Annotated in this window: 24 protein-coding genes; 11 read left to right on the top strand and 13 right to left on the bottom strand. The window is 61.3% G+C overall.

Translation table 11 applies throughout. From position 1 onward, the window contains the following. Positions 1-69: 69 nt before the first annotated feature. The 3 genes from GAL_RS06510 to GAL_RS06495 form a co-directional block, all read right to left on the bottom strand. A complete protein-coding gene (locus tag GAL_RS06510; protein WP_024096790.1) occupies positions 70-1,071 on the bottom strand; it encodes a DctP family TRAP transporter solute-binding subunit in 1,002 nt (333 codons plus the stop codon). A 672-nt stretch (positions 1,072-1,743) separates the two neighbouring features. Continuing rightward, complete coding sequence (locus GAL_RS06500; protein WP_024096789.1) at positions 1,744-2,973, bottom strand: sigma-54-dependent transcriptional regulator; 1,230 nt, start codon at positions 2,971-2,973, stop codon at positions 1,744-1,746. Next, the gene (locus GAL_RS06495) at positions 2,970-4,760 is read right to left on the bottom strand and encodes a sensor histidine kinase (RefSeq protein ID WP_024096788.1); all 1,791 of its coding nucleotides are present in this window, start codon (positions 4,758-4,760) and stop codon (positions 2,970-2,972) included. Before GAL_RS06495 ends, GAL_RS06500 begins: the two co-directional genes overlap by 4 nt. A gap of 61 nt (positions 4,761-4,821) precedes the next feature. On the opposite strand from GAL_RS06495, the gene GAL_RS06490 reads away from it, so the two are divergent. Continuing rightward, complete coding sequence (locus GAL_RS06490) at positions 4,822-6,006, top strand: cytochrome P450 (protein ID WP_024096787.1); 1,185 nt, start codon at positions 4,822-4,824, stop codon at positions 6,004-6,006. Between the two features lie 44 nt (positions 6,007-6,050). On the opposite strand, the gene GAL_RS06485 is transcribed toward GAL_RS06490, so the two are convergent. Continuing rightward, the gene (locus GAL_RS06485) at positions 6,051-7,256 is read right to left on the bottom strand and encodes an MFS transporter (protein WP_024096786.1); all 1,206 of its coding nucleotides are present in this window, start codon (positions 7,254-7,256) and stop codon (positions 6,051-6,053) included. 204 nt (positions 7,257-7,460) lie between these two features. Beyond that, complete coding sequence (locus GAL_RS06480; RefSeq protein WP_024096785.1) at positions 7,461-7,940, bottom strand: Lrp/AsnC family transcriptional regulator; 480 nt, start codon at positions 7,938-7,940, stop codon at positions 7,461-7,463. A gap of 146 nt (positions 7,941-8,086) precedes the next feature. Between GAL_RS06480 and cobA the strand changes: the two genes are divergently transcribed. From cobA to GAL_RS06440, 8 genes are all read left to right on the top strand, one after another. After that, positions 8,087-8,920, top strand: a complete 834-nt coding sequence (gene cobA / locus GAL_RS06475) for a uroporphyrinogen-III C-methyltransferase (RefSeq protein WP_024096784.1) — start codon at positions 8,087-8,089, stop codon at positions 8,918-8,920. Next, positions 8,920-9,228 carry a DUF2849 domain-containing protein gene (locus GAL_RS06470; RefSeq protein WP_024096783.1) on the top strand — a complete coding sequence of 103 codons (309 nt, stop codon included), beginning with the start codon at positions 8,920-8,922 and terminating at the stop codon, positions 9,226-9,228. Before cobA ends, GAL_RS06470 begins: the two co-directional genes overlap by 1 nt. After that, positions 9,221-10,885, top strand: a complete 1,665-nt coding sequence (locus tag GAL_RS06465) for a nitrite/sulfite reductase (protein ID WP_024096782.1) — start codon at positions 9,221-9,223, stop codon at positions 10,883-10,885. The genes GAL_RS06470 and GAL_RS06465 overlap by 8 nt, the downstream gene beginning before the upstream one ends. A 4-nt stretch (positions 10,886-10,889) precedes the next feature. Continuing rightward, positions 10,890-11,669, top strand: a complete 780-nt coding sequence (locus GAL_RS06460; RefSeq protein WP_024096781.1) for a phosphoadenylyl-sulfate reductase — start codon at positions 10,890-10,892, stop codon at positions 11,667-11,669. Between the two features lie 3 nt (positions 11,670-11,672). Then, entirely contained in the window at positions 11,673-12,071 is a 399-nt protein-coding gene (locus tag GAL_RS06455; protein ID WP_024096780.1) for a DUF934 domain-containing protein, read from the top strand. A 137-nt stretch (positions 12,072-12,208) separates the two neighbouring features. Continuing rightward, positions 12,209-13,096 (top strand): ferredoxin--NADP reductase, encoded by an 888-nt coding sequence (locus tag GAL_RS06450; RefSeq protein ID WP_024096779.1) that lies wholly within the window; start codon positions 12,209-12,211, stop codon positions 13,094-13,096. Positions 13,097-13,338: 242 nt separating this feature from the next. Next, a complete protein-coding gene (locus tag GAL_RS06445) occupies positions 13,339-14,631 on the top strand; it encodes an MFS transporter (protein ID WP_024096778.1) in 1,293 nt (430 codons plus the stop codon). 280 nt (positions 14,632-14,911) lie between these two features. Beyond that, entirely contained in the window at positions 14,912-15,565 is a 654-nt protein-coding gene (locus GAL_RS06440; protein ID WP_024096777.1) for a metal-binding protein ZinT, read from the top strand. Between the two features lie 119 nt (positions 15,566-15,684). Here the strand turns inward: GAL_RS06440 and GAL_RS06435 are convergent, their stop codons facing one another. Next, positions 15,685-16,476: a hypothetical protein gene (locus GAL_RS06435; RefSeq protein ID WP_024096776.1), complete on the bottom strand. Its 792-nt coding sequence runs from the start codon at positions 16,474-16,476 to the stop codon at positions 15,685-15,687. 206 nt (positions 16,477-16,682) lie between these two features. On the opposite strand from GAL_RS06435, the gene infC reads away from it, so the two are divergent. Beyond that, positions 16,683-17,336, top strand: a complete 654-nt coding sequence (gene infC, locus GAL_RS06430; RefSeq protein WP_014875076.1) for a translation initiation factor IF-3 — start codon at positions 16,683-16,685, stop codon at positions 17,334-17,336. 202 nt (positions 17,337-17,538) lie between these two features. After that, positions 17,539-18,180: a methyl-accepting chemotaxis protein gene (locus tag GAL_RS06425; RefSeq protein ID WP_024096775.1), complete on the top strand. Its 642-nt coding sequence runs from the start codon at positions 17,539-17,541 to the stop codon at positions 18,178-18,180. A gap of 67 nt (positions 18,181-18,247) precedes the next feature. On the opposite strand, the gene GAL_RS06420 is transcribed toward GAL_RS06425, so the two are convergent. The 7 genes from GAL_RS06420 to GAL_RS06390 all read right to left on the bottom strand — a co-directional run bounded on the left by GAL_RS06420 (position 18,248) and on the right by GAL_RS06390 (position 25,746). Then, positions 18,248-19,036: an FAD binding domain-containing protein gene (locus GAL_RS06420; protein ID WP_024096774.1), complete on the bottom strand. Its 789-nt coding sequence runs from the start codon at positions 19,034-19,036 to the stop codon at positions 18,248-18,250. 100 nt (positions 19,037-19,136) lie between these two features. Beyond that, positions 19,137-21,500 (bottom strand): xanthine dehydrogenase family protein molybdopterin-binding subunit, encoded by a 2,364-nt coding sequence (locus tag GAL_RS06415; RefSeq protein WP_024096773.1) that lies wholly within the window; start codon positions 21,498-21,500, stop codon positions 19,137-19,139. A gap of 155 nt (positions 21,501-21,655) precedes the next feature. Continuing rightward, on the bottom strand, positions 21,656-22,141 hold the full coding sequence (locus GAL_RS06410) for a (2Fe-2S)-binding protein (RefSeq protein WP_024096772.1): 486 nt from the start codon (positions 22,139-22,141) through the stop codon (positions 21,656-21,658). 119 nt (positions 22,142-22,260) lie between these two features. Then, positions 22,261-23,265: a molybdopterin-binding protein gene (locus GAL_RS06405; RefSeq protein ID WP_024096771.1), complete on the bottom strand. Its 1,005-nt coding sequence runs from the start codon at positions 23,263-23,265 to the stop codon at positions 22,261-22,263. Then, complete coding sequence (locus tag GAL_RS06400; RefSeq protein ID WP_024096770.1) at positions 23,262-24,260, bottom strand: XdhC family protein; 999 nt, start codon at positions 24,258-24,260, stop codon at positions 23,262-23,264. Before GAL_RS06400 ends, GAL_RS06405 begins: the two co-directional genes overlap by 4 nt. A 209-nt stretch (positions 24,261-24,469) precedes the next feature. Then, entirely contained in the window at positions 24,470-25,030 is a 561-nt protein-coding gene (gene phaR / locus GAL_RS06395; protein WP_024096769.1) for a polyhydroxyalkanoate synthesis repressor PhaR, read from the bottom strand. A 272-nt stretch (positions 25,031-25,302) separates the two neighbouring features. Then, positions 25,303-25,746, bottom strand: coding sequence for a hypothetical protein (locus tag GAL_RS06390; protein WP_024096768.1), 444 nt, complete (start codon positions 25,744-25,746; stop codon positions 25,303-25,305). Positions 25,747-25,822 lie beyond the last annotated feature (76 nt).

Raw genomic sequence — 25,822 nt, 5'->3', positions numbered from 1 at the left:
CGGATGGCGCACCGTGCAAATTGGGGCGGCGCGTCGTCGCGCCTGCCCCGGATCTTAAGGCCGCGGCTCTTACATGCCCGCGTTGATCGCCTGGGCTGCGTCGATCATGTCCTGACCCACGTCGCCTGCGAATTTTTCCCAGACCGGCTTCATCGCCTCAACCCAGGCCGCGCGCTGCTCAGGGGTGAGTTCACGCACCACGCCACCGGCATCGATGATCGCCTGACGGGCTTCGCCGTTCACTTTGGTGGATTCCGAGTTCCGCGTTGCGGTGACCTCACCCAGGATGGTCAGGAACTGTTCACGCACCGCCGGATCAAGGCTGTCGAGCCAGTCCACCGAGGTCACAACCAGATAGTCCAGCGCACCGTGGTTGGTCTCAGTGACACCGTCCTGCACCTCGAAGAACTTCTTGCCGTAGATGTTGGACCAGGTGTTTTCCTGACCATCCACAACGCCCTGCTGCAGCGCGCCGTAAACTTCGGAAAAGGCCATTTTCTGCGGGCTGCCACCGATCGCTTCCATCTGCGCGACTAGCACGTCTGAGGACTGCACACGGAACTTCAGACCATTAGCATCAGACGGATTGATCAGCGGCTTGTTGGCCGACATCTGCTTCATGCCATTGTGCCAGTACGCCAGCCCCTGCAGACCACGGCGCTGCATGGAATCCAGCATCGCCTGACCATTCTCGGACCCTTGGAAGGCATCGACCGCATCAATGTTCTTGAACATGAACGGCAGATCGAACAGGCGGAACTGCTTGGTGAACTTCTCGAATTTCGACAGCGAGGGCGCGGCCAGCTGCACGTCACCCTGCAGCATCGCTTCCAGCACCTTGTTGTCATTATAAAGCGTGGAGTTCGGATAGACCTCCAGACACATGGTGCCGTTCATCTCTTCATTGATGCGCTTTTCCAGCAACGAAGCCGCAATCCCCTTGGGGTGTTTGTCGGTGTTGGTCACATGGCTGAACTTGACGACAATCTCACCGTCATCACAGGCCGCCATTGCGGTCCCGGCACTCATGGTCAGCGCCACAGCGGTGGCGGCAGCAGTTACGAATTTCATGTCTTTCCTCCCGGAATGTCTCCATAGCCTTCGCCCAAGCGAAGACCCCAAGCGCAGCATCACGGGCAATACGGCCCTGCTCAAGCCTTTGTTACTCATCAAAAATAAACACTCTTTATCATTTTCAAACAAATACTTGCACGACGATTCTCACCTTATGCACTGCGACACCAGATTTGATGTGCGATTTTCCGCACAGGGTGATGGTAGGCTTGTGCGGAAATCCGCACACCCTGTTAGCGCCTGACATTTCCTCAAGCGGAATCAGCCCTCGCCACCTTTCTTCAAATACTCAAATCCCGCCGTCCGCCACCCGCTCCAACACCGGCACTGGGCCGTTGCGCAGGCAGCGCACGCCCAGCGCGCGCTCGCTTAACCCGGACCTGCCAGATTGGACGTGTCGCGACATTCGGGCCGCCTGACACGCAGCCCACCCATCCGGGGTATCTGGCACATGCCCCGGCCGGAGATCGGCCCGCCCTCGGAGACCCTCCGCAGGCCGGGCGTTCAAATGACCGAAGTTGACGAAAAGGTCGACGAACATGGGACTGGCTGACACCCGGCCCCATCTCCCTCCGCCCTGCCCCTTCCGGGGCGCCCGGGGCGGCGCCGCCACCTCACTGCCCCGCGACATCCCCAAAGACGCGGATCACAACACACACCAGACCGCCCTCAGCGGCGATAATCTTCAGGCCGGATGCCATAGCGCGCCAGCTTGTCATAAAACGTCTTGCGCGGCAGCTTCAGAGCTTTGGCCGCGGCAGAGGCATTGCCGTTCTGCCGCCCCAGTGCCGCAATGAGCAAGGACCGCTCCACCTGCGCCAACTGCTCCGCCAGCCCCAGCTCCGCAGACTGCGCCGCTTCCTCCGGCATCCCTAGTACAAACCGCATCGCCGCTGACATCAGTGACCGCGCATTGCCCGGCCAATCCTGCGCCATCAATGCCGCCAGATGCTCCTGTGGAATATCCGGCGTGGCAATGCCTGCCTGCTCTGCGGCCTGTGCGACATAGTGGCTAAACAGCACCGGAATATCTTCGGGCCGCTCAGACAGCGCCGGAATGCGCACCCGCATCACGTCAAGCCGGTAGAACAGATCTGCCAGGAACCGCCCCTCTGCCGCTGCCTCGGCCAGATCCGCGACTGAGCCGACCAGAACCCGCGCGTCCAGCCCCTGCTCCAGCGCCTCCAGCATGGCGTATTGCGTCTCGCTTGGCAGGGCGGCGATTTCATCCAGATAAAGCGATCCGCCCGCCGCCGCGCGGCACAGATCCGCAAACCCATCCGGGCTGAGCCCCGCCGCCGGGCGTTTCACAAACGGACCCTGACTCCGAGGCGACATCAGGTGAATGACCTCCGCCACCTTGGAAATCCCCCCGCCCGGCGCGCCGGTCACCAGCACCTCAGCCCCGGTGGCAGCAACCCCGCGCGCCCGTGCCCGGAGCTCCTCCATCTGCAACGAGGTGCCAAAGATCATCCGCGCTGCCGGATCGCCGCTCTCCAGTCGCGACTTCAGCGCCCGGTTTTCCCGCACCAAAGCACGGGTTTTCAACGCCCGGCGCACCACCACCATCAGATCCGCGCTGGCGCAGGGCTTCTCAAGGAAATCAAACGCCCCCTCCGCCATTGCCTGCACCGCCATCGGGATATCCCCCTCACCGGTCAGCAGGATCACCGGCAGCTCGCTGTCCACCTCCCGCGCATAGCGCAGCAGATGAAACCCATCGCGCCCCGGCATCCGCATATCGGACAGGATCACCCCGTCAAAATCGGGCGTGATCAGATCCTTGGCCGCCACAAAGGACCCAACCGTGATCGCATCGCACTCCGCCAGCTCCAGCGTCTGACCCAATGCGCCCCGCACGGCGGCATCATCATCCACCACCAAAACCCGATTGGTCATGCCACCTCATCCTTTTGTTGCGCTTCATCCCCTAGGCGTTCGCGCCAGCGGTCCAGTTCCACGGTAAATTCCGCGCCATCGCCGGTATTGATCCCGCGAATATGGCCACCAAAGCTCTGCACCAACCCATAGGAGATCGACAGCCCTAGACCCATCCCCTCGGAACTGCCCACCGCCTTGGTCGAGTAGAAGGGATCAAAGATCTTTTCCGGCTCCTTCAGGCCCGGGCCAATGTCGCGCACAGTCACCGCAAGCCGCGCATCAGCCTCACCCTCGCCTGTCTCAATCGCAATCCGGATCTCGCGCTGGACCTGCTCCAGCATCGCATCTGCGGCATTGTTGATCAGGTTCACAAACACTTGCGACAGGCGCACTTCACCGCCCCAGGCAAAAACCGGCTCAGCAGGCGGCTGCCAATGCAAATGCACGCCATCCTGACGCAGGCGCGGTTCCGTCAGCTCAATCGCGGAGGCAATCACCTGCCCCAGATCCACCCGCCCCATCGGCTCACTCTCGTTGCGGGCAAAGGCGCGCAGGTTCTTGATAATCCGCGCCATCCGTCCGGCCATCTGCGCAATCCGGTCAAGGTTCTCGCCTGCCCGCTCCGGCTTGCCGCGCCCCACAAAAGCCGCGCCGTTTTCGGCATATTGCTGGATTGCCATCAAGGGCTGGTTCAGCTCATGACTGATCCCCGCCGACATCTGTCCGAGCGCCGACAGTTTGCCCGCCTGCACCAGCTCCTCCTGCGCACGTTTTAGCGCCGCCTCGGCCTCCTGCCGTTCCTGTACCTCGCGGGTCAGCCGCATATTCGTAGCCGACAACGCTTGCGTGCGCGCCTCCACCCGGCTTTCCAGCGCGGCATTGGCTTGGGCCAGGGTGCGCCGCCGCTCAAGCGCCAGCACCAGCATCGCCCCCAGCGCCAGCACGATCGCCGCCACCGCAGCCGCTTGCAGCCCCGCCAGCCGCTGCGCCGGAGACACATCCACAAGGATCTCCCCCACCATGCCGATCTGCGGCAGATCCACCGCCTGATGCAACGCACGTTCCGGCAGATAAGGCGACCAGCGCAGATCCCAGATCTCGTGCGCGCCCTCCGCCCATGACCTAAGTGCCACCTGTCGCCCGTCCGGCGGTGACAATCCCGGTCCCTCGGTGCTGCGCTGCCAGAACAACAGCTCCCGCCGGTTGGCAATGAACACCTCACCGCCCCGGTTGGTGAAAAACACTGCTGGCAGCGACCCGCGCCAAGTCTGCTCCACATCCTCAACATCGGCGACCACCACCAAGGCACCGCGCACCCGGCCATCCACATCGAAATCCGGTGCCGCATAGATATAAGCGCGCCGCCCATCCGGTTGCAGCACACCGTAGCCCGTGCCCAGCGCCCCCTGCATCGCCCGGTGGAAATAGTCGCTCTGGGTCACATCGCGCCCCATCACCCCCTCAGCGGCGACCACGACCCGGCCCGCCCGGTCGACAAAGAACACATCCAGCGCCGCCGTCTTATCCGCTACCTCACGCAACAGCCCCTGCGCCGCCCGCCTTGCCTCGGCCCGATCCAGCCGCTTCAGTGTCGGGTGATCGGCCATCAAAACTGCCAGCTCTTGATAGACCTGCAACTGCGTTGTCACCCGATCCGAGGCCAGCGCCAGATCCGCAGCACTGCGTTCGGCAAGCGAATCAAGTGCTTGGCGATAGCCCAACCGATAGACACCGCCCGCAACAGCTGCGACCGCCCCCAGAAGGAGCGCCAGAATGATCCACCGATGTGCGTGAAATTGCGTCATTGGCCGCACAGTAGCAAAGCCCCCCTTGCATTGACCAGCCGCCTTGGCAAAAGCTGCGCGGATGAAGACATTGACCCAATCCCCCACCGATCCCGATTTTGTCCAATCGCCCTACGGCTTTTATGCCGAGGCCCGCGCGATGGGACATCTGCATCATTGGCAGGACTACAATATGGTTGCGGCCTTTTCGCACCCGGCCGTGCATACCCTGCTGCGTGACCGCCGTTTTGGCCGCGAAATCCCGCCGGAGATGGCCCGCGAAAGCCCGGCCCATCTGGCCCCATTTCTGCAGGTTGAGGCCCATTCGCTGCTGGATGCCGAACCACCCCGCCACACCCGCCTGCGTCGGCTTGTGCTCCGCGCCTTTACCAGCCGCGAGATCAAAGCGCTGGCGCCGGGGTTGGACACCCTCTGCCATGAGTTGATCGATGCCTTCCCCACGGACGCGCCCTTTGATCTCCTGACCACCTATTGCACGCAGGTGCCGGTGATCGCTATTTGTCGCCTCTTGGGTGTGCCCACCGAAATGGCGCCGCAGCTCTTGGACTGGTCGCACAAGATGGTGGCGATGTATCAGGCCTCCAAGACGGTTGAGACAGAACATGCCGCTGCAAAGGCCAGCCAGGAATTCATCGACTTCCTAACCGCTTATGTGGACGAACGCCGCAAAACCCCGGGAGAGGATCTGATCACCCGGCTCATCCAGGCAGAAGAAGACGGCGAGAGCCTGTCGACGGATGAGCTGATCGGTACCTGCATCCTGTTGCTCAATGCCGGGCACGAGGCCACGGTGCATTCGCTGGGCAATGGCGTCAAAACCATGCTGCAACAGGGCTGGGACCAAAGCTGGCTTGCCCCTGACGGTATCGACGGTCTGGTGGAGGAGATCCTGCGCTACGACCCGCCGCTGCATATGTTCACCCGTTACGCCTATGAAGAGATTGAGCTTTTCGGTCATACATTCCAGCGCGGAGATGAGGTGGCCCTGCTGCTGGCTGCCGCCAACCGCGACCCCGAAATGCTGGAGGATCCCGAACGCTTCGATCCCACCCGCCCGGCAAAGGTGAACACCTCCTTTGGCGCGGGGCTGCATTTCTGCGTCGGCGCACCGCTGGCGCGAATGGAAATGCAGATCGCCCTGCCGATCCTGTTTGAGCGTTGTCCGGATCTGACACTGGCCGCCGCGCCGGAATACAACAACAGCTACCATTTCCACGGGCTGACCCGTCTCATGGTTCAGTTCTAAGGTTCCCTGCGGCGGGCCACCCCGGCCCGCCCCTCCACCATGGCTCAGAGAGGCTGGCGTCTGGGGGGACGCCCGGCCATCAGCACAGCCCCCGCGACAAGGGCCACAACCGACGCACAGCGGATCACGGTCTGAAAATCATAAGCCTGTGCAATCAGCCCTACAGCCGGGCCCGCCATCACCCCGCTCACCATCAGCGTATTCCAGTAAATCGCCGTAGCGCGGGCGGGTGTGTCCGGCGCAAAGGACTGCACATAGCTGATACCAAGGCTGGCATAGAACCCGTAGTACAGCCCCTCAAGCGCCGCCCCCGCCAGCATCTGCGGAAAACTCTGCACCGCCGCCAACAACTGGATTGTCACGATGGCGAGGCCGGTAACCCCCAGCAGCGCCCGCCACATGCCAATGCGCGCAATCACCCACGGGGTTGAGAAGATGGCAAACACCTCGACAAGCGTCTTCACGCTGAAGGCAAATCCAGGCGCATAACCAGGCAAGCCCACCTCCTGCACATAGAAGATCGGCAAGGCGGAAAACGTCAACGAATGCGCAGTGGAGAGGCAGAAGACAAACCCGGCAGCCAGCCACAACCCCTGCGGCGCCACTGCGATCCGACCGGAAATATCTTTTGCGGGCGCACGGCCCGGCATCGCGGTGATGTCACGGGGCAGTGTAAACCACCACAAACCGATCCAGACCATCGACACTGCGACTGCCATCACAAACACCGCCCGCAGCCCAAAGCCATCCGCAATCAGAAACGTTACAGCCGGGCCAATCATCCAAGCGGTCGAGGTGGTGGCCCGCATATGCGCATTGAACCGCACCCGGTCCATCGCCTGCCGCTCAGCGATACTGCCGCCGAGGCTGAACATGGTGGAGACCGCGCTGGAGCTGATCCCAAACCCCAGCACCCCGGCACTCAGCACCACCCAGAGCGTCGGCATCAGCGCCAGTGATCCGGCGGCAAACACAAACCCCGCTGCCGCCAGTCCGACCAGCGGAAACACCCGCGCGCCAGCATCAATGCGGCGGGCAAATTGCCGGTTGGCCGCCAGCGTCAGGCTGATCGCCATCCCCGCGTAAACGCTGATGACCCAGGGCTCATAGCCCAGTCCCTTGACCAGAAAATAGCTCATGAAAGGCACAATCATCGCGGTGCAGATCGTGCCGCAGAACAACAGCAGCAGGAACATCAGGCGGGCAGTCACTGCACCCGCAGGTGCCTCAGACGAGGGGGGAATGGGCATGATCACGTCAACTCAACAGCAAATGCCTCACCATTGCCGGGCCGCCCGCCACGCGCAAGCCTTCAGTCCAGGTCAGGTGCTGCGCGCGCCGCCCGCGTCACCTTTCCCAAAATACGCCGGGGGATGCGGGCTGTGCCACAGGGACAGGCCACGAAAAAGGGGGCAGCGCCCCCTTTCCTTTGGCAGCACCAGACAACCGCGCACCTAGTCCTCGGCGATGGCCTCAAGCGGCAGAAGCGTGGTGGATTTGATTTCCTCCATCGACAGAAGGGCCGTCACATTATGAACCCGCACCTCAGAGATCAGCGCCTGATAGAAATTGTCATAGGCACGGGCGTTCTTCACCCGCACCTTAAGGATATAATCAATATCCCCCGCAAGGCGATGCGCCTCCTGCACTTCGGGACGGTCCTGCAACGCCTTCAAAAACTTGGCCTGCCACTCCGCCTCATGGGCAGAGGTGCGGATCAGCACGAAGAAACAGGCCTCAAACCCCAGCGCCTCAGCATCCAGCACCATGGTCTGTCGGCCAATGACGCCGCCCTCGCGCAGCTTGCGAATGCGATTCCAGACCGGGGTCTTGGAACTGCCCACACGGCGGGCGATTTCGTCCAGCGACTGGCCTGCATCGCGTTGCAGCTCCGCCAGAATTTTCCGGTCCGTGCCGTCGATCCGCACTGTCATCCCTGTTTTCTCCTTGTTTGGGGATCAACCCGCCTGCATCTGCCGCCAGCTAGAACAATCTTCCTTATTTGCCGCGCCATATAGCGGATAAGGGGGAATATTTCCTATATCTAAGGGTAAGTCAAACAAACCAGATGAGGCCCCAGATGACCGGTCCAAACACCCTCTCCCCCCGCACGCCCCTGCCGATGCAGGGCGTTGCCTGTGGGTCCGTCTCCGCCTCGTTGGTGGCGGGAGAGGTCGCCTTTGCAGGCTCCGGCCCCGGTGATCCCGATCTTCTGACCCTGAAAGTGGCGCGCGCGCTGTTGCAGGCGGATGTGATCCTCTTTGACCGGCTGGTCAGCGAGGAGATCATGGCACTGGCAGGCCCGCAGGCCGTGCTGGAGGACGTCGGCAAGGAGGGCTTCGGCCCGCAGGTCAGCCAGGAAGAGATCTGCGCCCGGATGGTGGCCCATGCGCGTCTGGGCAAGAAGGTGCTGCGCCTCAAATCCGGCGACCCGACCGTCTATGGCCGTCTCGATGAGGAGCTTACCGCCTGCGAGGAGGCCGGGATCGCCTATCAGATCCTGCCGGGCATTACTGCAGCCTCCGCTGCCGTGGCCTCCATCGGCCAGAGCCTGACACAGCGCGGGCGCAATGCCTCGGTGCGGTTTCTGACCGGCCACGACATGAAAGGCTTTGCCGATCACGACTGGGCTGCGCTGGCCCGTCCGGGTGAGGTGGCCGCCATCTACATGGGCAAGAAATCCGCGCGTTTCGTGCAGGGCCGCCTGATCATGCATGGCGCGGACCGCGCCACACCGATGACCATTGTTGAAAACGCCTCGCGCGCCAATCAGCGGGTGGTTGAAACCACACTGGAGCGGCTGCCCACCGATCTCGCCGCCGCCGAACTGACCGGCCCCGCGCTGACATTCCTCGGCCTTGCCCCGCGCGCCAGCGCCCAGGCCCTGACAGATTTGAAACTGGAGCTTGCCTGATGCCCCGTCCCTTTACCCCGAAAATCATCACCGCCAATGACCTGCTTGAGGGCGATGTGATCTATTTCACCGACACCAATAGCTGGAGCCGTGAGCTGCAGGAGGCTGAGCTGATCGAGGATGAGGCCGAGGCGCAGCTGCGCCTTCTGGAAGCGGAGAAAGACGCCCTGCGGGTGGTCGGCATCTACCTTACCGATGCGAAATCCGGCGACAACGGACCCGAGCCGACGCATTTCCGCGAAGACTTCCGCCGCACCGGCCCATCCAACTATCGCCACGGCAAACAGGAGGCCGCAGCAAATGTATAAGTACAACGACTTCGACACCGCCTTTCTGGCCGAACGCAACGCCCAGTTCCGCGCCCAGGTCGAGCGCCGCATTGACGGTTCTCTCACCGAGGATGAATTCAAACCGCTGCGCCTGATGAACGGTCTCTACCTGCAACTGCACGCCTATATGCTGCGGGTGGCAATCCCCTATGGCACATTGAATTCCGACCAGATGCGCGCCCTCGCGCTGCTTGCGGAGAAGTGGGACAAGGGCTATGGCCATTTCACCACCCGTCAGAACATCCAGTACAACTGGCCGAAGCTGCGTGACGTGCCGGATATGCTGGACGCGCTGGCCGAGGTTGGCCTGCACGCGATCCAAACCTCCGGCAATACCATCCGCAATGTGACCTCGGATCATTTTGCCGCCGCCGCCAAGGATGAGTTGACCGACCCCCGCCCCTATGCCGAGCTGATCCGCCAGTGGTCCACTGATCACCCGGAGTTCCAGTTCCTGGGCCGCAAATTCAAGATCGCCATCACCGGCAGCTCCACCGACCGCGCCGTGACCAAGGCCCATGACATCGGCCTGCGCATGGTGGAGCGGGACGGTGTGGCCGGGTTTGAGGTCATTGTGGGTGGTGGCCTTGGCCGCACGCCGCTCATCGGCAAGGTGATCCGCGATTACCTCCCGCAGGCCGATCTGCTGCCATATCTGGAGTCGGTTCTGGCGGTCTACAACCTGCTGGGTCGGCGCGACAACAAATACAAGGCCCGCATCAAGATCACCGTGCTAGAAAACGGCATCGACACCATCCGCGAGCTGGTTGAAGAGCGGTTCGAAGAGCGCCGCAAAGCCTTTGACGGCACCGATCAGCAGCTTTTGGAGGAAATCAAGGCGCATTTCACCCCGCCGAAGCTGCGCGGTGGCAATGTGGAAACATATCTGACCGCCTATGATGCGGATCCGGTGTTCCGTTCCTGGGCGGATACCAATCTGGCCGCGCACCGCGATGACAACCACGCCATCGTCACCATCTCGATCAAGGCGCATGGCCAGACACCGGGCGATGCCACCGCCGCGCAGATGCGCGGAATGGCGGATCTGGCCGAAGAATTCGGCTATAACGAACTCCGCATCAGCCACGAGCAGAACGTGATCCTGCCGCATGTCCATAAGTCGGACCTGCCTGCGCTGCATGCCAGGCTGAAAGAGCACGGGCTGGCCACCGCCAATGTCGGATTGATCTCCGATATTATCGCCTGCCCCGGCATGGATTACTGCGCGCTGGCCACCGCCCGGTCGATCCCAGTGGCTCAGGAAATCGCCAGCCGTTTTGATGAACTGAAACTGGAACATGATGTGGGCCACCTCCAGATCAAGATTTCCGGATGCATCAACGCCTGTGGGCACCACCACGTCGGTCACATCGGCATTCTTGGCCTCGACCGGGCCGGGGTGGAAAACTACCAGATCACCCTTGGCGGCGACGCGACTGAAACCGCCGCCATCGGCACCCGCACTGGCCCCGGTTTTGCCTATGATGAAATCGTGCCTGCGGTGGAACGCCTGATCACCGCCTATCTCTCTCTGCGCGACAGCGCCGAGGAAACCTTCCTCCAGACCTATCGTCGCGTCGGCATGGATCCGTTCAAGGCCGCGCTTTACCCCGAGGCCCAGAAAAAGGTTGCTTAGCACCATGGTCAATGCAGCGGCACTACCGACTGACACACGCCAAGGCCCGAGCAGTGCGCATCTTGAGGCACTGACGACACAGGTGGATGCGCTCAATGCGCGCTTCCGCCACCACTCTGCCACCTCCGTGATGGAGGGCGCGCTCAAGGATGCAGGCCATATCGCGCTAGTCTCCAGCTTTGGCGCGGAATCCGTCGTACTGCTGCATATGGCGGCGGTGATTGATCCGATGACACCCGTGGTCTTTGTCGACACGGAGTTGTTGTTCACCGAAACGCTGGTCTATCAGCAGGAGGTGAGCGAGCGGCTGGGCCTGCGCAATGTGCAGGTGATCCGCGCCGCTGACATCGCTGAGAAAGATCCCTATGGCGCGCTGCGGTTCTCTGACACTGACGCCTGCTGCGCCCTGCGCAAGACCGCGCCGCTGCAAAAGGCGCTGGAAGCGTTTGATGGCTGGGTCACCGGGCGCAAGCGGTTTCAGGCCGGATCGCGCGCGGCGTTGGACTTCTTCGAGGTGGAAGAGACCGCCACAGGCCCCACCGGGCGCATCAAGATCAACCCGCTGGCCCATTGGGCGCCGCAGGATGTGCGCGCCTATATGGACGAAAACAGATTGCCCCGTCACCCGCTGGTGGCCAAGGGCTACCCCTCAATCGGCTGCGCCCCCTGCACCTCGCCCGTCAAGGAGGGCGAAGACCCGCGGGCCGGACGCTGGCGCAACCAAGACAAGGAAGAATGCGGCATCCACGTGGTGGATGGCAAATTCATTCGCACAGGAGCCTGACAGATGAGTGTGATTGTGACCGATGCGGGCTTTGGCCCCGACAACTGGACGGTGGGCTTTGACAGCGAAACCGCCATTGAGGTGCAGCCTGATGCCGATCCGGCGGTTCTCTCCAACCAACTGCCGGGGCTAGAGATGATCCGTATTCATTTCCCCAGCTTTGCCGATGGCCGGGGTTTTACCCTGGCGCGGCGCCTGCGGCTTGCGGGCTACACTGGACGTCTGCGGGCCTTTGGCCATGTGCTGGCGGATCAATATGCTATGGCGCGCCGCTCCGGCTTCGATGAGGTGGAGATCAGCGAGGATCTGGCCGCCCGTCAGCCGCAGGATCAATGGCTTGCCCGTGCCAACTGGCAGGCGCATGATTACCAGGCCCGCCTGCGCGGCACCGCCGCGCGCTAAGCCAGCCCTCTCCGCTTTCTGGTAATACCCCCGCAGATCCGGTTCCGTTGCGCCCCGCGCGGAGCCGGTTTCTGAAAACAGGGGTTTTCCTGACCTGTATCAAAGACTAATCAGAGGTGCCGGATATTCCTCCGGTAATGGATCCGATGAACGAGATGACACCCGTGACCGAAGCTGTGACCGACACTGCAACCGACCCGAAACCGGCCAAGGCCGTGCCCGCCCTGCCCGACGCCCAGACCGTGACCGAGGTCAAGCACTGGACCGACCGGCTGTTCTCCTTCCGCTGCACGCGGCCTGCCTCTCTGCGCTTCCGCTCAGGCGAGTTTGTGATGATCGGGCTGATGAACGATCCCGACCCCAAGACCGGCAAGGTGAAGCCCTTGCTGCGCGCCTATTCCATCGCCTCGCCCAGCTGGGACGAGGAAATGGAATTCTACTCGATCAAGGTGCAGGACGGCCCGCTGACCTCGCGCCTGCAGCACATCAAGGTGGGCGACGAGATCATCCTGCGTCCGAAGCCCGTTGGCACGCTGGTGCATGACGCACTGGTTCCGGGCAAACGCATCTGGTTCTTTGCCACCGGCACCGGCTTTGCGCCCTTTGCCTCGCTGCTGCGCGAACCGGAAACCTATGAGAAATTCGATGAGGTGATCATCACCCACACCTGCCGCGAAGCAGGTGAGCTGACCTATGGCCGTGAACTGATCGAGAGCCTGAAGGACGACGAGCTCCTGAATGAGGTGATCGGCGAAGGCTTCTGGAAGAAGATCAAATACTACCCGACCACCACCCGCGAGGAGAGCGCCAAGATGGGCCGCATCACCGATCTGATGCGCTCTGGTGAGGCGTTTGAAGACCTAGGCGTGCCGCCGCTGAACCCGGAAAGCGACCGCGCGATGATCTGCGGCAACCTGGCGTTCAATCTGGAGCTCAAGGACCTGTTCGAGAACACCTACGGTCTTGAGGAAGGCGCCAACTCGAAACCAGCGCATTTCGTGGTTGAGAAGGCGTTCCTCGACTGATCCTAAGAGGCGGTGGCCTGTCACCCGCCCTCTCTATCAAACGATTATAAGCCCCCGTCATAGTCTGATGGGGGCTTTTTATTTGGGCAGACTGGATCAGGTGACATGATCTGTCCTGGCCTCAGCACGGGACATGGCCCCCTTCGCTGCAACTGTCCGCGTGACTGGTTCTATGCCCGTTCACTCGCCCCTCCTGCGGTCACGCTATTGCGCAGAGGCAGGCAAAGGAACATGGTAGCGCCATGGCAACAGAAATTGAGTTCTCTTTCAAAGCCTTGACAGGCACCGCACAACGGCACATCCGGGTGTTTCAGATCCACCAGTTTCTGGACCGGTTTGCCATGGGTCTGACAGTGGCCGTGGTCGCGCTTGCGCTGACCGACCGGGGCATGGACCTGTTGCAGATTTCGCTGCTCTTCGGGGTCTACTCGCTGACGACGATGGCAATGGAATTGCCGTTTGGCGGTCTGGCCGACACCATTGGTCGCAAACCGGTCTTTCTGGCAGCGGTCATCGCCAGTCTGATTTCGCTCGCGCTGTTTCTGTCATCAAGTGACTTCACTGTTCTGGCGCTTTCCTTCGGCTTCATCGGGTTCGGGCGTGCCCTACGGTCAGGCACGCTTGATGCTTGGTTTGTTGAGACATTCAGGACCGCAGCGCCAAATGTGGATGTCCAGCCCGCTCTTGCAAAGGCGCAAGGCGCCAATGCCATGGGCCTCGCCTTCGGCGCGATTTTGGGAGGTTTGCTCCCAGACATGTTTGGCATGACCGCGTTGAGGTATGGGCTCAGCATCTACGATGTGTCCTATGTGGCAAGCTTTGCAGTGATGATTGCTGTGCTGATCTACACGATGTTTGCCATCACCGAAGCCCCACGCCCGTTGAATGCCAGCGCGTTGAGACAAGGGTTCACCAGCGTCCCGTCCGTGATCGCCGAGGCGGGTGCGCTTGCCCTGAGGCATCCCACACTCTCCATGCTTCTGGCAGCACTGGCCCTGGTCCTGATGGCGACCAATCCGGTTGAGGTGATCTGGCCGACCTACGCAAAGCCCATGCTGGACGCGCGCTACGCAAATACGGCTATTGGCACCCTGACGGCGGGTTACTTTTTTGCAATCGCGTTTGGTGCCGCGCTGTCACCCTATTTCAGCCGTATCTTCAGGCGGCGCCATGCGGTCACGCTTGCGGTGCTTTTGTCCTGTCTTGCCGGTGTTCAGCTGGCCTTGGCGATGCAGGGCGATATCGTTGGATATGTCGGCGTCTTCCTTCTGTTCTCCATCCTTCTTGGAGCAAGCGAAACGCCTGCAAGTAGCATTCTGCATCGCTGCGTGGAAGATCGTCAGAGGTCCACGATGCTGTCCTTGAGATCTCTCATACAGCAACTGGGGGCGGCATTGGGACTGGTCCTCGCAGGAGCGGTGGCCGATATCTATTCCACGCCTGTCGCATGGGGTGTCGGTGCCGTGTTCCTGCTCACAGCGGCGGGGCTGAGCTTGTTCTTGGCCAAGCGACTGACAGCGGAACCGAAGAGCTGACGTCTGTGCAGCAGACAGCGCCAAACAGTTTACAGCCTTAACGGCCCACGTCGGCACCTCTCACCTACTGAGGGGCGAAACCATCTTACCCTTTCCGGTCCTCGGGCCGACGTTTGTGCTGCGTGGCAGAAACAACCCTGCGGCAGGCGGTAAAATGCCGATCATGCCATGCCGCACTCTGATGCTTTCGCAGGCCTTGCCAAACATCGGCTTTCGGCATAAACCGCAACTGTTATGTTGTAACATTACACATATTTATTCAAAACCTCTGGAGGCGTAAATGCTACCTACAATCCTCAAACGACCTGACCTCCTTGCCGTGGCCGCGCTGGTCGCCCTGTCCACGCAGGCACCGGCCCAAACCGCCACCAGCTCCACCTCGACCCACAATCACAGCCATCAAGCCAAAGAGCCTGTCCTGATCAACGAAGCAGAGATTCAGCCCCGTAACCTCTCTGACTGGGAGGCCGACTGGCAATCGGTCTATCCGTTTCTGCAAGACGGCACTCTGGATCCGGTGATGGCGCACAAAGCAGAGAGCGGGAAGAAGACCGCCGAAGAATATCGCGCATATTATGAGGTCGGCTATAAAACGGACGTCGAGCGTATTCTCATTGATGGCTCCAGTGTCACATTCTTCCGCGATGGCCAGCCTGTGCAGGGCCAGTACACCAACGACGGATATGAAATCCTGACCTACGCATCAGGCAATCAGGGGGTCCGTTTCATCTTTGAAAAGTCAGGCGGAGACGCGGCAGCACCTCAGTTCATTCAGTTCAGCGACCATGAAATCGTGCCCACCAAAGTCGACCACTATCACCTCTATTGGGGCGATGATCGTGCGGAGTTGCTGACAGAGGTGACCAACTGGCCGACCTATTTCCATGCTGAATTGAGCGGCGCGGAGATTGCCGCCGGAATGATGGCCCACTAAGCCCCAGCGCTGTCGGCGCATCGCGCCATAACGCCCGAGACCTGACAGACCACCGCAAAAGAAAGGCCCCCGTCACTCTCTGACGGGGGCCTTGGTGTTCAGAAACTGTCTAGGTCCGCTTATTGCGGCAGCGCGTCCTTGATACGCTTCAGCGTCGCTTCCAGCAGTGCCGGGTTGTCGCGGGCCTGGCCCAGGGTGGTGATCAGCAGCGCCTTCTGTGTGGCCTCGATCGAGGACTCCTCGATCATGGTGATCACCTTGTCGTAGTTGAAACCTTCCGGTGTCAGCAGCGCATCCTCGGCGGCCTCGGTGCCTTCTGCTGCGGCGGCGGTGGCGTCACCGGCAGCATCCGCCACACCCTCTGTCGCAGCCTCAGCAGTCTCGCTCACGGTTTCCGCGGCGTCATTGGCAGCCTCTGCAACCTCATTGGCGGCGCCTTCTGCCGCATCCTCTGCCGCAGCTGCGGTATCCGCTACCGCATCGCCAGCCGCCTCGGCTGTCGCGGTGGCCTCCTCACTCAGCGCCGCTGCGCCCTCGTTGGCCTCGTCAACCGCAGCCGCCGCGCTGTCCTGCAACTGGTTGGCACTATCGGTGATCCCCTCGGCAATTTCGTTCACGGTTTCCTCTGCCGTCTCGCTCACAGCAGCGGCGGCCTCATTCACCGCATCTGTCGCGGCCTCAACGGAATTTTCGATAGCGCTTTCGGCCTCTTCAGCCGCAGTGGCGATATCACTCTCTACCTCTGCGGCAACCTCGCCAGCGGTCTCGGCCGTCTCCTCTGCGGGGGTCTCGGCTTCTGGCGTCACGATAACGGTTTCCGGCGTCGGCTCGCTGGTCTCCATGGAGGAGACATAGAAATATCCGCCCAATGCGACGGCTCCCACACCCAGGCCAATGACGATCGGTTTCATGATAGATCTCCTTACTCTCTCCAAATGCTGCGCACATGGGCGCAGCTTGCGGCATAGCACTTGGGCTTAGGGGGCTGAAACTACAAGGGGAATAAACGTCGAGCCGCCGCATCGGCCAAACCATGCCAGTCTGGCATAACCGGTCCGCCAAGATCAGCGCAGCGCAGAATTAACCCTTTGCTGACGCTCTGAGGTGCAAACAAACCTTGAAAACCGCGATATGCGCGGTCATACCCGCAATTGACTTGAATCGCAGGCCCGGGACCGTTATTTTCCGGGCACTTTTCCGAAGTGACAGAAGGATAGACGTCATAGCCCGCAGACCCCATAATGCGCCGCCGCAACGCGACACCGGCCCGCGCACCAACGAAAAAATCCGTGCTCCTGAAATTCGCCTGATTGGCGCCGAAGGGGAAAACGTCGGCGTGGTTCACCCCGCCAAGGCGATGCAGATGGCAGAAGAGGCCGGTCTCGATCTGGTCGAGATTTCGCCCAACGCCACCCCGCCCGTGTGCAAGATCATGGATTACGGCAAGTTCAAATATGAACAGCAAAAGCGGGAAAGCGAAGCACGCAAGAAGCAGAAGATCATCGAGGTCAAAGAGGTCAAGTTCCGTCCCAACACGGACACCCATGACTACGAAGTGAAAATGCGCAACGTGTACAAGTTCCTGGAAAACGGCGACAAGGTGAAGATCACCCTGCGGTTCCGTGGCCGCGAAATGGCCCACCAGAACCTGGGCCGTGAGCTGCTGCTGCGTGTTGCAGAGGATATCAAGGAACTGGGCAAAGTCGAAAACATGCCCAAGATGGAAGGCCGTCAGATGATCATGATGATCGGCCCGCTGCCGCAGAAATAATTCTCTGCCACAGCATCTGTTATTCGAAACCCCGCCCCATCCGGTGCGGGGTTTTTTTCTTGCCTGCATCGATCGTGGGGAGATTTTCCCTGGAATTGGGTTTGGTGCATTCAATACTCACGTTTTCTTTACGCTCCCCCCTTAGCTCCTGAAGGGAGTTCGGTCGCTTCCGACAAAAACAACCGTAAATATGGAGCCTCCCTTGAAGCCTCTCAGCGACGTCCAAAACAGCGCCTTCATGGCCATCGCCCCCTGCCGCGCCGCCTCTCTGGCGCTGGTGGTTCTGGCCAATGAAGACAGCCAGCACGCCCCAGACACCATGAAGGAGCTGCTGGAGCAATCGGTACGCAGGATCAGGGCCGCTTGTGAGATGCTGACTGCCGGGCTCGATAAATTGCTGGCGGAAAGTGAATATGAATTGCCGGCTGACCTTGGCGCCCAGCGCAAGAAATCCATTGATGCGCTGGCCCCTTTCGCCGAGGTGCTGAGCACGCAATCGGATGGCCAGATCCTGGAGCGCGTGCGCGAGATGCCGTCGCTCACCGCGCAGGCGCTTTACAAGGTCGAGCCAATTGTCTCGCAATTCCTGATCGACATGACCAAGAATATGTTTGAGGCACAGAAGTCCCGCGACAGTGCCCGCGACGAGGGGATGCGTGATGCGATCGAGAATGCAGAAACCGTGGGCCGTCATATTCAGCTGATCGCCTTCAACGCCTCAATCGAGGCGGCGCGCATTGGCGATCAGGGCAAGGGGTTTGCAGTCATCGCGTCGGAAATCCGCAACCTCTCGGGGCGCACGCAGACGCTGCTCGACACGATGTCAGGCTATCTGCGCGCCTGACCCCTCCAGATAAAAGAACCAGCCCCGGCGCTGCCCCGGGGCTGGTTCTTATTCCAGAATGGCGGGCTTATGCCGCAGCAGCCACCGCCCGTTTTGTAATCACCCCAACCAGATGTGCGCGGTAGGCCTTGCTGCCATGCAGATCGCCGATCATCCCGTCCGGATCCACACTCAGCCCATCAATCGCATCGGGCGAGAAATTCGCCGATAGCGCCGCCTCTGCGTCGCTCCAGCGGAACACCCCCTCCTCAGAGGCGCCAGTGACCGCAACACGCACACCATCAGCAAAGCGCGCGACAAACACCCCCACAAGGGCAAAGCGCGAGGCCGGCTGCACAAATTTCTCATAATGGGCGGCCTGTGGCACTGGCAGTCGGATATTGGTGATGATCTCCCCCTCCTCCAGCGCGGTGGTGAACAACCCCTGAAAATAGTCATCCGCCGTAATTTCGCGGGCGTTGGTCACAATGGTGGCGCCGCTGGCCAATGCCGCCGCCGGGTAGCAGGCCGACGGGTCGTTATTGGCCAGCGAACCGCCAATGGTGCCCCGGTTGCGCACCGCCGGGTCACCGATCTGCCCCGCCAGCGCCGACAAGGCGGGGTAGCTGTCAGCAGTGGCGGCTTCGACCTCGCCGTGGGTGGTGGCGCCGCCGATGGCCAGCCCGTCGCCATCCGGGCAGACGCCGCGCATTTCTGCAATACCGCTGAGGCTCACCAATGTGCTGGGCATCGCCAGGCGCTGCTTCAACGTCGGGATCAGGGTCTGCCCCCCACCAAGCGCTTGGGCGTCCTCTTCGCCCAATGCTTTAACCGCATCGGCGATGGTCGAGGGCTTCTCGAACTCGAATTCATACATGTCGTATCCTTTCCGAAAACCGGCTGGCCGGCAGTCATCTTTCCGAAAATACTCCGGGGGTATGGAGGCAGCGCCCCCATGAGCCCTTGTCTATTCGCTCTTAGCCATTCATCGCTGCCCAGACCCGTGCGGGGCTCAGGGGCATATCGATATGGGTGACATCCTTGCCCGCTGATTGCAGCGCATCCACCACCGCATTGACCACCGCAGGCGGGGTGCCGATGGCGCCTGCCTCGCCGCAGCCCTTCACGCCCAATGGGTTATGCGTGCAGGGCGTCTGGCAGGAATGATCGACGGTGTAGAACGGCAGATCATCGGCGCGCGGCATGGCGTAATCCATGAAGGACGCCGACAGCAGCTGTCCGTCCTCGTCATAGACACAGCCCTCCAGGAGCGCCTGACCGATGCCCTGCCCGATGCCGCCATGAACCTGGCCGTCGACAATCATCGGATTGACGATATTGCCAAAGTCATCCGCCGCGGCAAAGCTCTCGATGGTGACCTTGCCGGTGTCGGGGTCCACCTCCACCTCGCAGGCATAGGCGCCTGACGGGTAGGTGAAATTCGCCGGGTCATAAAACGCGGTCTCCTCCAGCCCCGGTTCGATATCCTCCAGCGGGTAATTATGCGGCACATAGGCCGCCAGGGTCACATCGCCCCAAGCCAGCGACTTATCGGTGCCTGCGACGGTGAACTGGCCATCCTTCAGCTCGATATCGGCATCCGAGGCCTCCAGGATATGGGCAGCGATCTTCTTGGCCTTGGCGATGATCTTCTCGGTGGCGCGCACCATGGCAGAGCCGCCCACCGCCAGCGAACGTGAGCCATACGTGCCCATGCCCATTGGTGCCTTGTCGGTATCGCCATGTTCGATTTCGACCATATCCTCCGGGATGCCGATCATATCGGCGATCACCTGTGGGAAGGACGTCTCATGTCCCTGCCCGTGGCTGTGGCTGCCGGTCATGACCACAATGCCGCCCGTGGCATTCACCCGCACCGTCGCACTTTCATAAAGACCCGCACGAGCCCCGAGTTGCCCCACAAGGTTCGACGGCGCAATGCCGCAGGCCTCAATGTAGCAGTTGACGCCAAGACCGCGCAGCCTGCCCTTGGCCTCGCTGGCGGCACGGCGCGCGGCAAAGCCGCTGAGATCGGCAATCTCTTCCAGCTTATCCATGGTCGCCACATAGTCACCGGTGTCATATTCCACCGCAACCGGCGTGGCATAGGGGAATTCGGTGATGAAGTTCTGGCGGCGCAGCGCAATCGGATCCACACCCAGCTCCCGCGCGGCTTTGTCAATGACCCGCTCCAGCTGGAACGTCGCTTCGGGCCGCCCCGCACCGCGATAGGCGTCAACTGCAACGGTATTGGTGAACACCGCTTTCACATTCACATAGATCAGTGGCGTTTTGTAGTTGCCGGCCATCAGCGTGCCATGCAGCCAGGTCGGAACCGAGGGCGCAAAGGTCGAGAGATACGCGCCCATATTGGCGTAAGTTTCCGTGCGCAACGCCGTGAAATTGTTATCTGCGTCCAGTGCCAGTTCGATCTTGGTCACATGATCGCGGCCATGGGCGTCCGACATAAACGCCTCCGACCGAGACGATGTCCATTTCACCGCGCGATTGAGGGCCTTGGCGGCAAAGGTGCAGAAGGCCTCTTCGGCGTAGTGGAAGATCTTGGAGCCAAAACCGCCGCCAACATCCGGGGCCACAACGCGCAGTTTGTGCTCGGGGATGCCCAGCACAAAGGCGCCCATCAACAGACGGATCACATGCGGGTTCTGCGAGGTGGTATAAAGCGTGCTGTCGCCAGTGGCGCGGTTGAAATCCCCCACCGCCACGCGCGGCTCCATCGGGTTTGCGACCAGACGGTTGTTGACCAGTTCCAGCGTGGTGACATGGGCTGCCTCTTTGATGGCCTTGTCCACCGCGTCGCGGTTTTCTTCAACAAAACCCCAGTCATAACAAAGGTTTGAGGTCAGATCATCATGCACCTTTGTGGCGCCATCCTTGACCGCCTCTTTCATATTGATGACGGCGGGTAGGTCCTCAATCTCAACTCCGATGGCCTCCGCGGCGTCGCGGGCCTGTTCCGGTGTCTCCGCCACAACGGCAGCAATGGGGTCGCCCACATGGCGCACTTTCCCCTGGGCCAAAACCGGGTGAGCCGGCTCCTGCATCACCTCACCATGACGGTCGGTCACCTGCCAGCCACAGGGCAGCCCGCCAACGCCATCGAAATCCGCGCCAGTAAAGATCCGCACCACGCCGGGCATGGCCGCAGCATCAGCGGTGTCCACTGAGGTCAGCCGGCCATGGGCCACATCCGAGCGCAGGAAATGCACATAGGCCTGACCATTGAGGTTGATGTCATCTGTATAATTGCCGGTTCCGGTCAGGAACCTTACGTCTTCGCGCCGTTTTGGGCTGGCGCCGATGCCGGTATCCTTTGGCATTGTCCAAATCTCCTCCCTGGACGGTCTGCGCGAGGCAGACCTCTTGGTCATGCTTTGGTTCTGAACTGGGCAGCCTGTGCGACCACCGTGCCCGCCCGCCTTCCCGGCCACAGGTCTGCGGCCTCCCTTTGGGGCAGGATATGCAGGTGCTGGTGTTATTCCGCCGCGACGGCGGACACGTCCTGACCCGAGGCCGCCATGATCGCCTTCACGATATTGTGGTAGCCGGTGCAGCGGCAGAGATTGCCCTCAAGGTATTCGCGGATTTCCTGCTCGCTGGGCTTTGGATTGTCCTTCAGCAGCGCCGCCGCAGACATCACCATACCCGGTGTGCAGAAGCCGCATTGCAGCCCGTGGTGATCCTGAAAGGCCTGCTGAATGGCGTTGAGCGTGCCATCCGGGGCGGCCTGCCCTTCGATGGTGGCAACATCTGCGCCCTCGGCTTCGGCTGCCAGCATAGTGCAGGCTTTCACCGCTTTGCCATCGACATGGACGACACAGGCGCCGCATTGGCTGGTGTCGCAACCGACATGGGTGCCGGTCAGGCCCAGTTCCTCGCGCAGGAAGCCGGACAGCAGCGTGCGCCCTTCGACCTCTCCGCTGGCAGTCCGACCATTTACGGTCATTGTGACTTTCACCATCAACTCCTCCCTTGGCTCGCATAAACTCGCTGGTAGAAGTTAAGCACGGGTGGGTTGCTGGCGCGAAGCACTAATCTCTGTATCACACCTAAAAATCTCGGGGCACTGCCAAGCCCCCCTCAGGCATCGCTGCGACGTGGGCGGGGGCGTGTGGGGATTTCTTTCAGCAGGCCGCCAACACCCATAGTGGCGATATCAACGCTACTCACCGTGAGCCCGCAGACCAGCCGTTCCAGCACCCAATCCGCCCCGTTCAGAGCAGGCGAGCGCGCACAGCCCGGCAAGCCCAGCACTGGACGCCCCGCCAGATGGCCCAGAAACAGCAGGTTGCCCGGATCCACCGGCATGCCAAAGCGCGTGACCTCTCCGCCTGCAGCACGCACTGAGGCGGGCGCCACATCCAGCGGGTCGGAGGTGGCCGACCCCGTGAGGATCAGGATCAGATCACTGTCTGCACCAACCGCTTGCAAAGCCGCCGTCAACTCTGCCTCGCGGTGCGGCACCACCTGCCGGGGGGCCATCGCCGTCTCAAAACGGTCGAGACGACCGATCATCGCGGCGCGCCCCTTGTCTGGCGGGGTCTCCGCGCTGGTGCGGGTTTCGATCAAAGTGGCGCGGCGCAACTGCGGCGGGATCAGACGGATCGCCCCGGCCACATCACGGGTGGCGGCTGCAAGCGCTGCCTCCTCCACCGCATAGGAGATGATCTTGGCCGTGGCCACCATGCCGCCCGCATCTGCACGGTGATAATCGGGTACAGTCGCCAGCGTGATCATCGGATCAATCGCATTCAGCGCGTTGATCCGCTCGGCATCAACCCGGATCAGACCCGGACCAAGCGCATGCAGATTGACCCGCCCTGCCCCGGCACCGGAAATCCGCAGACCCAACGCCTCCGGGTCGGGCAGCAGCGCCGCGGCAATCATCTCCGCAGCGCGGTCCTCGTGGATATCACCGGGTTCCAACTGCGCCACGGTCAACTGACGATGCCCAGCGGCGGCAAGATCGGCCAGATCCTGCGCCGCCAATCTGGTGCCCTTGGCGATACGATGCTCCGCGCCCTGCAGGGAATGCGCCAAATAGCAGCCCGACGCCTCATTCAGGGGCAATTCACCGAATATCATGACCTGCGTCCGCGCAGCACAGCCGTCATCTCGGCAATGATGGAGACCGCGATTTCAGCTGGCCCAGCCGCACCGATATCAAGCCCGATGGGGCCATGGATGCGCTGAAGGGTGTCCTCAGTGAAGCCGGCCTCCTGCATGCGGGTGATCCGTTTGGCGTGGGTGCGGGTTGATCCCAGCGCCCCGATGTAAAAGCACTCAGAACGCAAGGCGGCCTCCAGTGCCGGGTCGTCGATTTTCGGGTCATGGGTGAGCAGTACAACGGCGGTGCGGCCATCAAGGCCGAGGGCAGCGATCGCCTCGTCCGGCCAATCCTCCACCAAGGTCTCCCCCGGGAAGCGTTCAGCGGAGGCAAAGGCCGCACGCGGGTCGATAATCACGGGGTCATAACCCGCAATGCGCGCCATCGGTACCAGCGCCTGCGCGATATGCACCGCGCCCACCACGATCAGCCGTAGGGGCGGATTATGGACCGCAACAAAGGTCTTACCGTCCGCCTCAACCCCCGATTTGTCCAGACGCTTGCGGTCGGTATGACCATCCACATCCAGATGCCCCGCGCCACTGTCGAGGTCTACCACATAAGACACCGCGCGTCGCTCGGCGCGAGCGGCAACCAGAGCCGCCAATGTGTCCTCAGCCAGCGTACCACCGATGGGTTCAACCAGAATGCGGATGGTACCGCCACAGGCCAATCCGACGGCAAAGGCATCTTCGTCGCTGACGCCAAATTCAAGGACCTGATGACGGCCTGAGGCAATCGCCTCCTGCGCCGCAAGGATTACCGCGCCTTCGACACAGCCGCCTGAAACGGAGCCTTCAATCCGGCCATCGCTGGCCACCGCCAGTTGGGACCCAGTCCGGCGTGGGGCAGACCCCCATGTCTCCACCACCGTGGCCAGTGCCGCGCCCTTGCCGGCTTCCTTCCCCGCCTGGTGCCAGTCGAGCGCCGTTTCGGGGACGTTATCAAAGCGCTGCAATTCGGGTGCTGGCATCTGAAACCTCTGGGTTGGGGCGATCGCCGCGTGGTGGTCAATGACCGGACAAGGCCCACCGCAGACAGGACGGGCAAAGCCGACGATAGACCGAACGGGCCGTGACCTGACGGGTTTAGTCTAGCGCCGGAGCGCAGCCAACGGGATCAAAAACACGCGCGCACCCTTGCGACTTTGGTCGCAGGAAGGTGCGCAGGGTGTGCGTCGGATCACTTCAGCTTGGACAGTTTGTCCTGCAACTCGGCCAGCTGGCGCTTGATATCATCCAGCCCGTCGCCGTCCTCAGCACTCTCTGCATCGCCGGATGATGTGCCCGCCGCAGGCCAGCCGCCGGAGAATCCACCGGCCATCGCCTTCAGAAAGGCTTCCTGCTGCGCCTTGATCGCCTCAAACCCCGGCATCTGCGCCATCGGGTTCATCGCATTCATATTCTCAACCATCTTGCTCTGGTTCTCGCGCAGCATCTCAAAGGAGCTTTGCAGGAATTGCGGCATCACACCGCCACCAGGCACCATATAGCTGCGCACCAAATCGTTGAGCACATTCACCGGCAGGATGTTTTCGCCCCGGCTTTCGTGTTCGGCAATGATCTGCAGGAGATACTGGCGTGTCAGGTCGTCACCGGTCTTGAGGTCGACAATCTGAACCTCACGCCCCTCGCGGATGAAGCCGGCGATATCCTCCAGCGTCACGTAGTCGCTGGTCTGTGTGTTATAGAGCCGTCGGCTGGCATATCGTTTGATCAACAAGGGTTTATCCTGATCCGACATGTCACTTCTCCCCAGACATGATGCATTGCAGCAAAGCCTATGCGAGCGCAGAACAAAAGGGAAGCGTTACGCTAAATAGCGCAACAATTGATCCTCGGATCCAATACCCAGCCCACCCCGCTCCCGGAACTGGACTGCTGCCCCCTCCCAAGCCCTGAAGGGGCAACCGAAATGAGCAAACGAAAAAGGGCAGGTCCGATGACCTGCCCCCTTCTGTGCAAAGAGATTTCGTTGGGAGGAGTATAAAACCCCTTTGCAAATGCGCGCGGCGCTTACTTAGCGGCGGCTTTTTTCGCAGCGGAGGTCACGTCGTTGGTGGCCTTCTTCACAGCGGCGGATGCCTCTTCGGACATGTCCTTGCCAGCGGACATCAGCAGCTCAACGGTGTCCATCTGAACCTTTTTCGCAACTTCAGCGAAGGCGGCCATGTTCTCGGCAGCCACTTCAGCGGAAGCGGAAGCGAAATCGGTTGCTGCTTTGGCGTAATCCGCAGGCTCGGCCTGTGCTTTGGAGACGTCGCTCAGCTTGGTCAGGGTTTCTTTGGCCCAGGCATTGGAAATCTCGGCGGATTTCTCAGCGGCCTGCAGGGCAACACCAGACAGTTTTTCGTTCAGGGCTGCGGTGGTTTTGAACGCATCTTCCATCGCGGTTGTGTCAACCGGAAACGCACCCATCATGTCTTTCATCATCGCGGTAAAATCTTGGGTCTTAGCCATTGTACTGGTTCCTCTTGGTTACGCGGCCAGATCGTTCTGCCGCCTTCGCATGACCCCAATATTGTTTCTGCATCGC

Source organism: Phaeobacter gallaeciensis DSM 26640 (genome assembly GCF_000511385.1).
Classification (GTDB): Bacteria; Pseudomonadota; Alphaproteobacteria; order Rhodobacterales; family Rhodobacteraceae; genus Phaeobacter; species Phaeobacter gallaeciensis.
Note: the sequence above shows the minus strand (reverse complement) of the source record. Positions and strands in the feature narration are given on the sequence as shown.

What these genes read in the sequence shown, in the direction of transcription:
- GAL_RS06510 (WP_024096790.1), bottom strand. Translation starts at nt 1,071, where the DNA reads ATGAAATTCGTAACTGCTGCCGCCACCGCTGTGGCGCTGACCATGAGT.
- GAL_RS06500 (WP_024096789.1), bottom strand. Translation starts at nt 2,973, where the DNA reads ATGACCAATCGGGTTTTGGTGGTGGATGATGATGCCGCCGTGCGGGGC.
- GAL_RS06495 (WP_024096788.1), bottom strand. Translation starts at nt 4,760, where the DNA reads ATGACGCAATTTCACGCACATCGGTGGATCATTCTGGCGCTCCTTCTG.
- GAL_RS06490 (WP_024096787.1), top strand. Translation starts at nt 4,822, where the DNA reads ATGAAGACATTGACCCAATCCCCCACCGATCCCGATTTTGTCCAATCG.
- GAL_RS06485 (WP_024096786.1), bottom strand. Translation starts at nt 7,256, where the DNA reads ATGCCCATTCCCCCCTCGTCTGAGGCACCTGCGGGTGCAGTGACTGCC.
- GAL_RS06480 (WP_024096785.1), bottom strand. Translation starts at nt 7,940, where the DNA reads ATGACAGTGCGGATCGACGGCACGGACCGGAAAATTCTGGCGGAGCTG.
- cobA (WP_024096784.1), top strand. Translation starts at nt 8,087, where the DNA reads ATGACCGGTCCAAACACCCTCTCCCCCCGCACGCCCCTGCCGATGCAG.
- GAL_RS06470 (WP_024096783.1), top strand. Translation starts at nt 8,920, where the DNA reads ATGCCCCGTCCCTTTACCCCGAAAATCATCACCGCCAATGACCTGCTT.
- GAL_RS06465 (WP_024096782.1), top strand. Translation starts at nt 9,221, where the DNA reads ATGTATAAGTACAACGACTTCGACACCGCCTTTCTGGCCGAACGCAAC.
- GAL_RS06460 (WP_024096781.1), top strand. Translation starts at nt 10,890, where the DNA reads ATGGTCAATGCAGCGGCACTACCGACTGACACACGCCAAGGCCCGAGC.
- GAL_RS06455 (WP_024096780.1), top strand. Translation starts at nt 11,673, where the DNA reads ATGAGTGTGATTGTGACCGATGCGGGCTTTGGCCCCGACAACTGGACG.
- GAL_RS06450 (WP_024096779.1), top strand. Translation starts at nt 12,209, where the DNA reads ATGGATCCGATGAACGAGATGACACCCGTGACCGAAGCTGTGACCGAC.
- GAL_RS06445 (WP_024096778.1), top strand. Translation starts at nt 13,339, where the DNA reads ATGGCAACAGAAATTGAGTTCTCTTTCAAAGCCTTGACAGGCACCGCA.
- GAL_RS06440 (WP_024096777.1), top strand. Translation starts at nt 14,912, where the DNA reads ATGCTACCTACAATCCTCAAACGACCTGACCTCCTTGCCGTGGCCGCG.
- GAL_RS06435 (WP_024096776.1), bottom strand. Translation starts at nt 16,476, where the DNA reads ATGAAACCGATCGTCATTGGCCTGGGTGTGGGAGCCGTCGCATTGGGC.
- GAL_RS06420 (WP_024096774.1), bottom strand. Translation starts at nt 19,036, where the DNA reads ATGTATGAATTCGAGTTCGAGAAGCCCTCGACCATCGCCGATGCGGTT.
- GAL_RS06415 (WP_024096773.1), bottom strand. Translation starts at nt 21,500, where the DNA reads ATGCCAAAGGATACCGGCATCGGCGCCAGCCCAAAACGGCGCGAAGAC.
- GAL_RS06410 (WP_024096772.1), bottom strand. Translation starts at nt 22,141, where the DNA reads ATGGTGAAAGTCACAATGACCGTAAATGGTCGGACTGCCAGCGGAGAG.
- GAL_RS06405 (WP_024096771.1), bottom strand. Translation starts at nt 23,265, where the DNA reads ATGATATTCGGTGAATTGCCCCTGAATGAGGCGTCGGGCTGCTATTTG.
- GAL_RS06400 (WP_024096770.1), bottom strand. Translation starts at nt 24,260, where the DNA reads ATGCCAGCACCCGAATTGCAGCGCTTTGATAACGTCCCCGAAACGGCG.
- phaR (WP_024096769.1), bottom strand. Translation starts at nt 25,030, where the DNA reads ATGTCGGATCAGGATAAACCCTTGTTGATCAAACGATATGCCAGCCGA.
- GAL_RS06390 (WP_024096768.1), bottom strand. Translation starts at nt 25,746, where the DNA reads ATGGCTAAGACCCAAGATTTTACCGCGATGATGAAAGACATGATGGGT.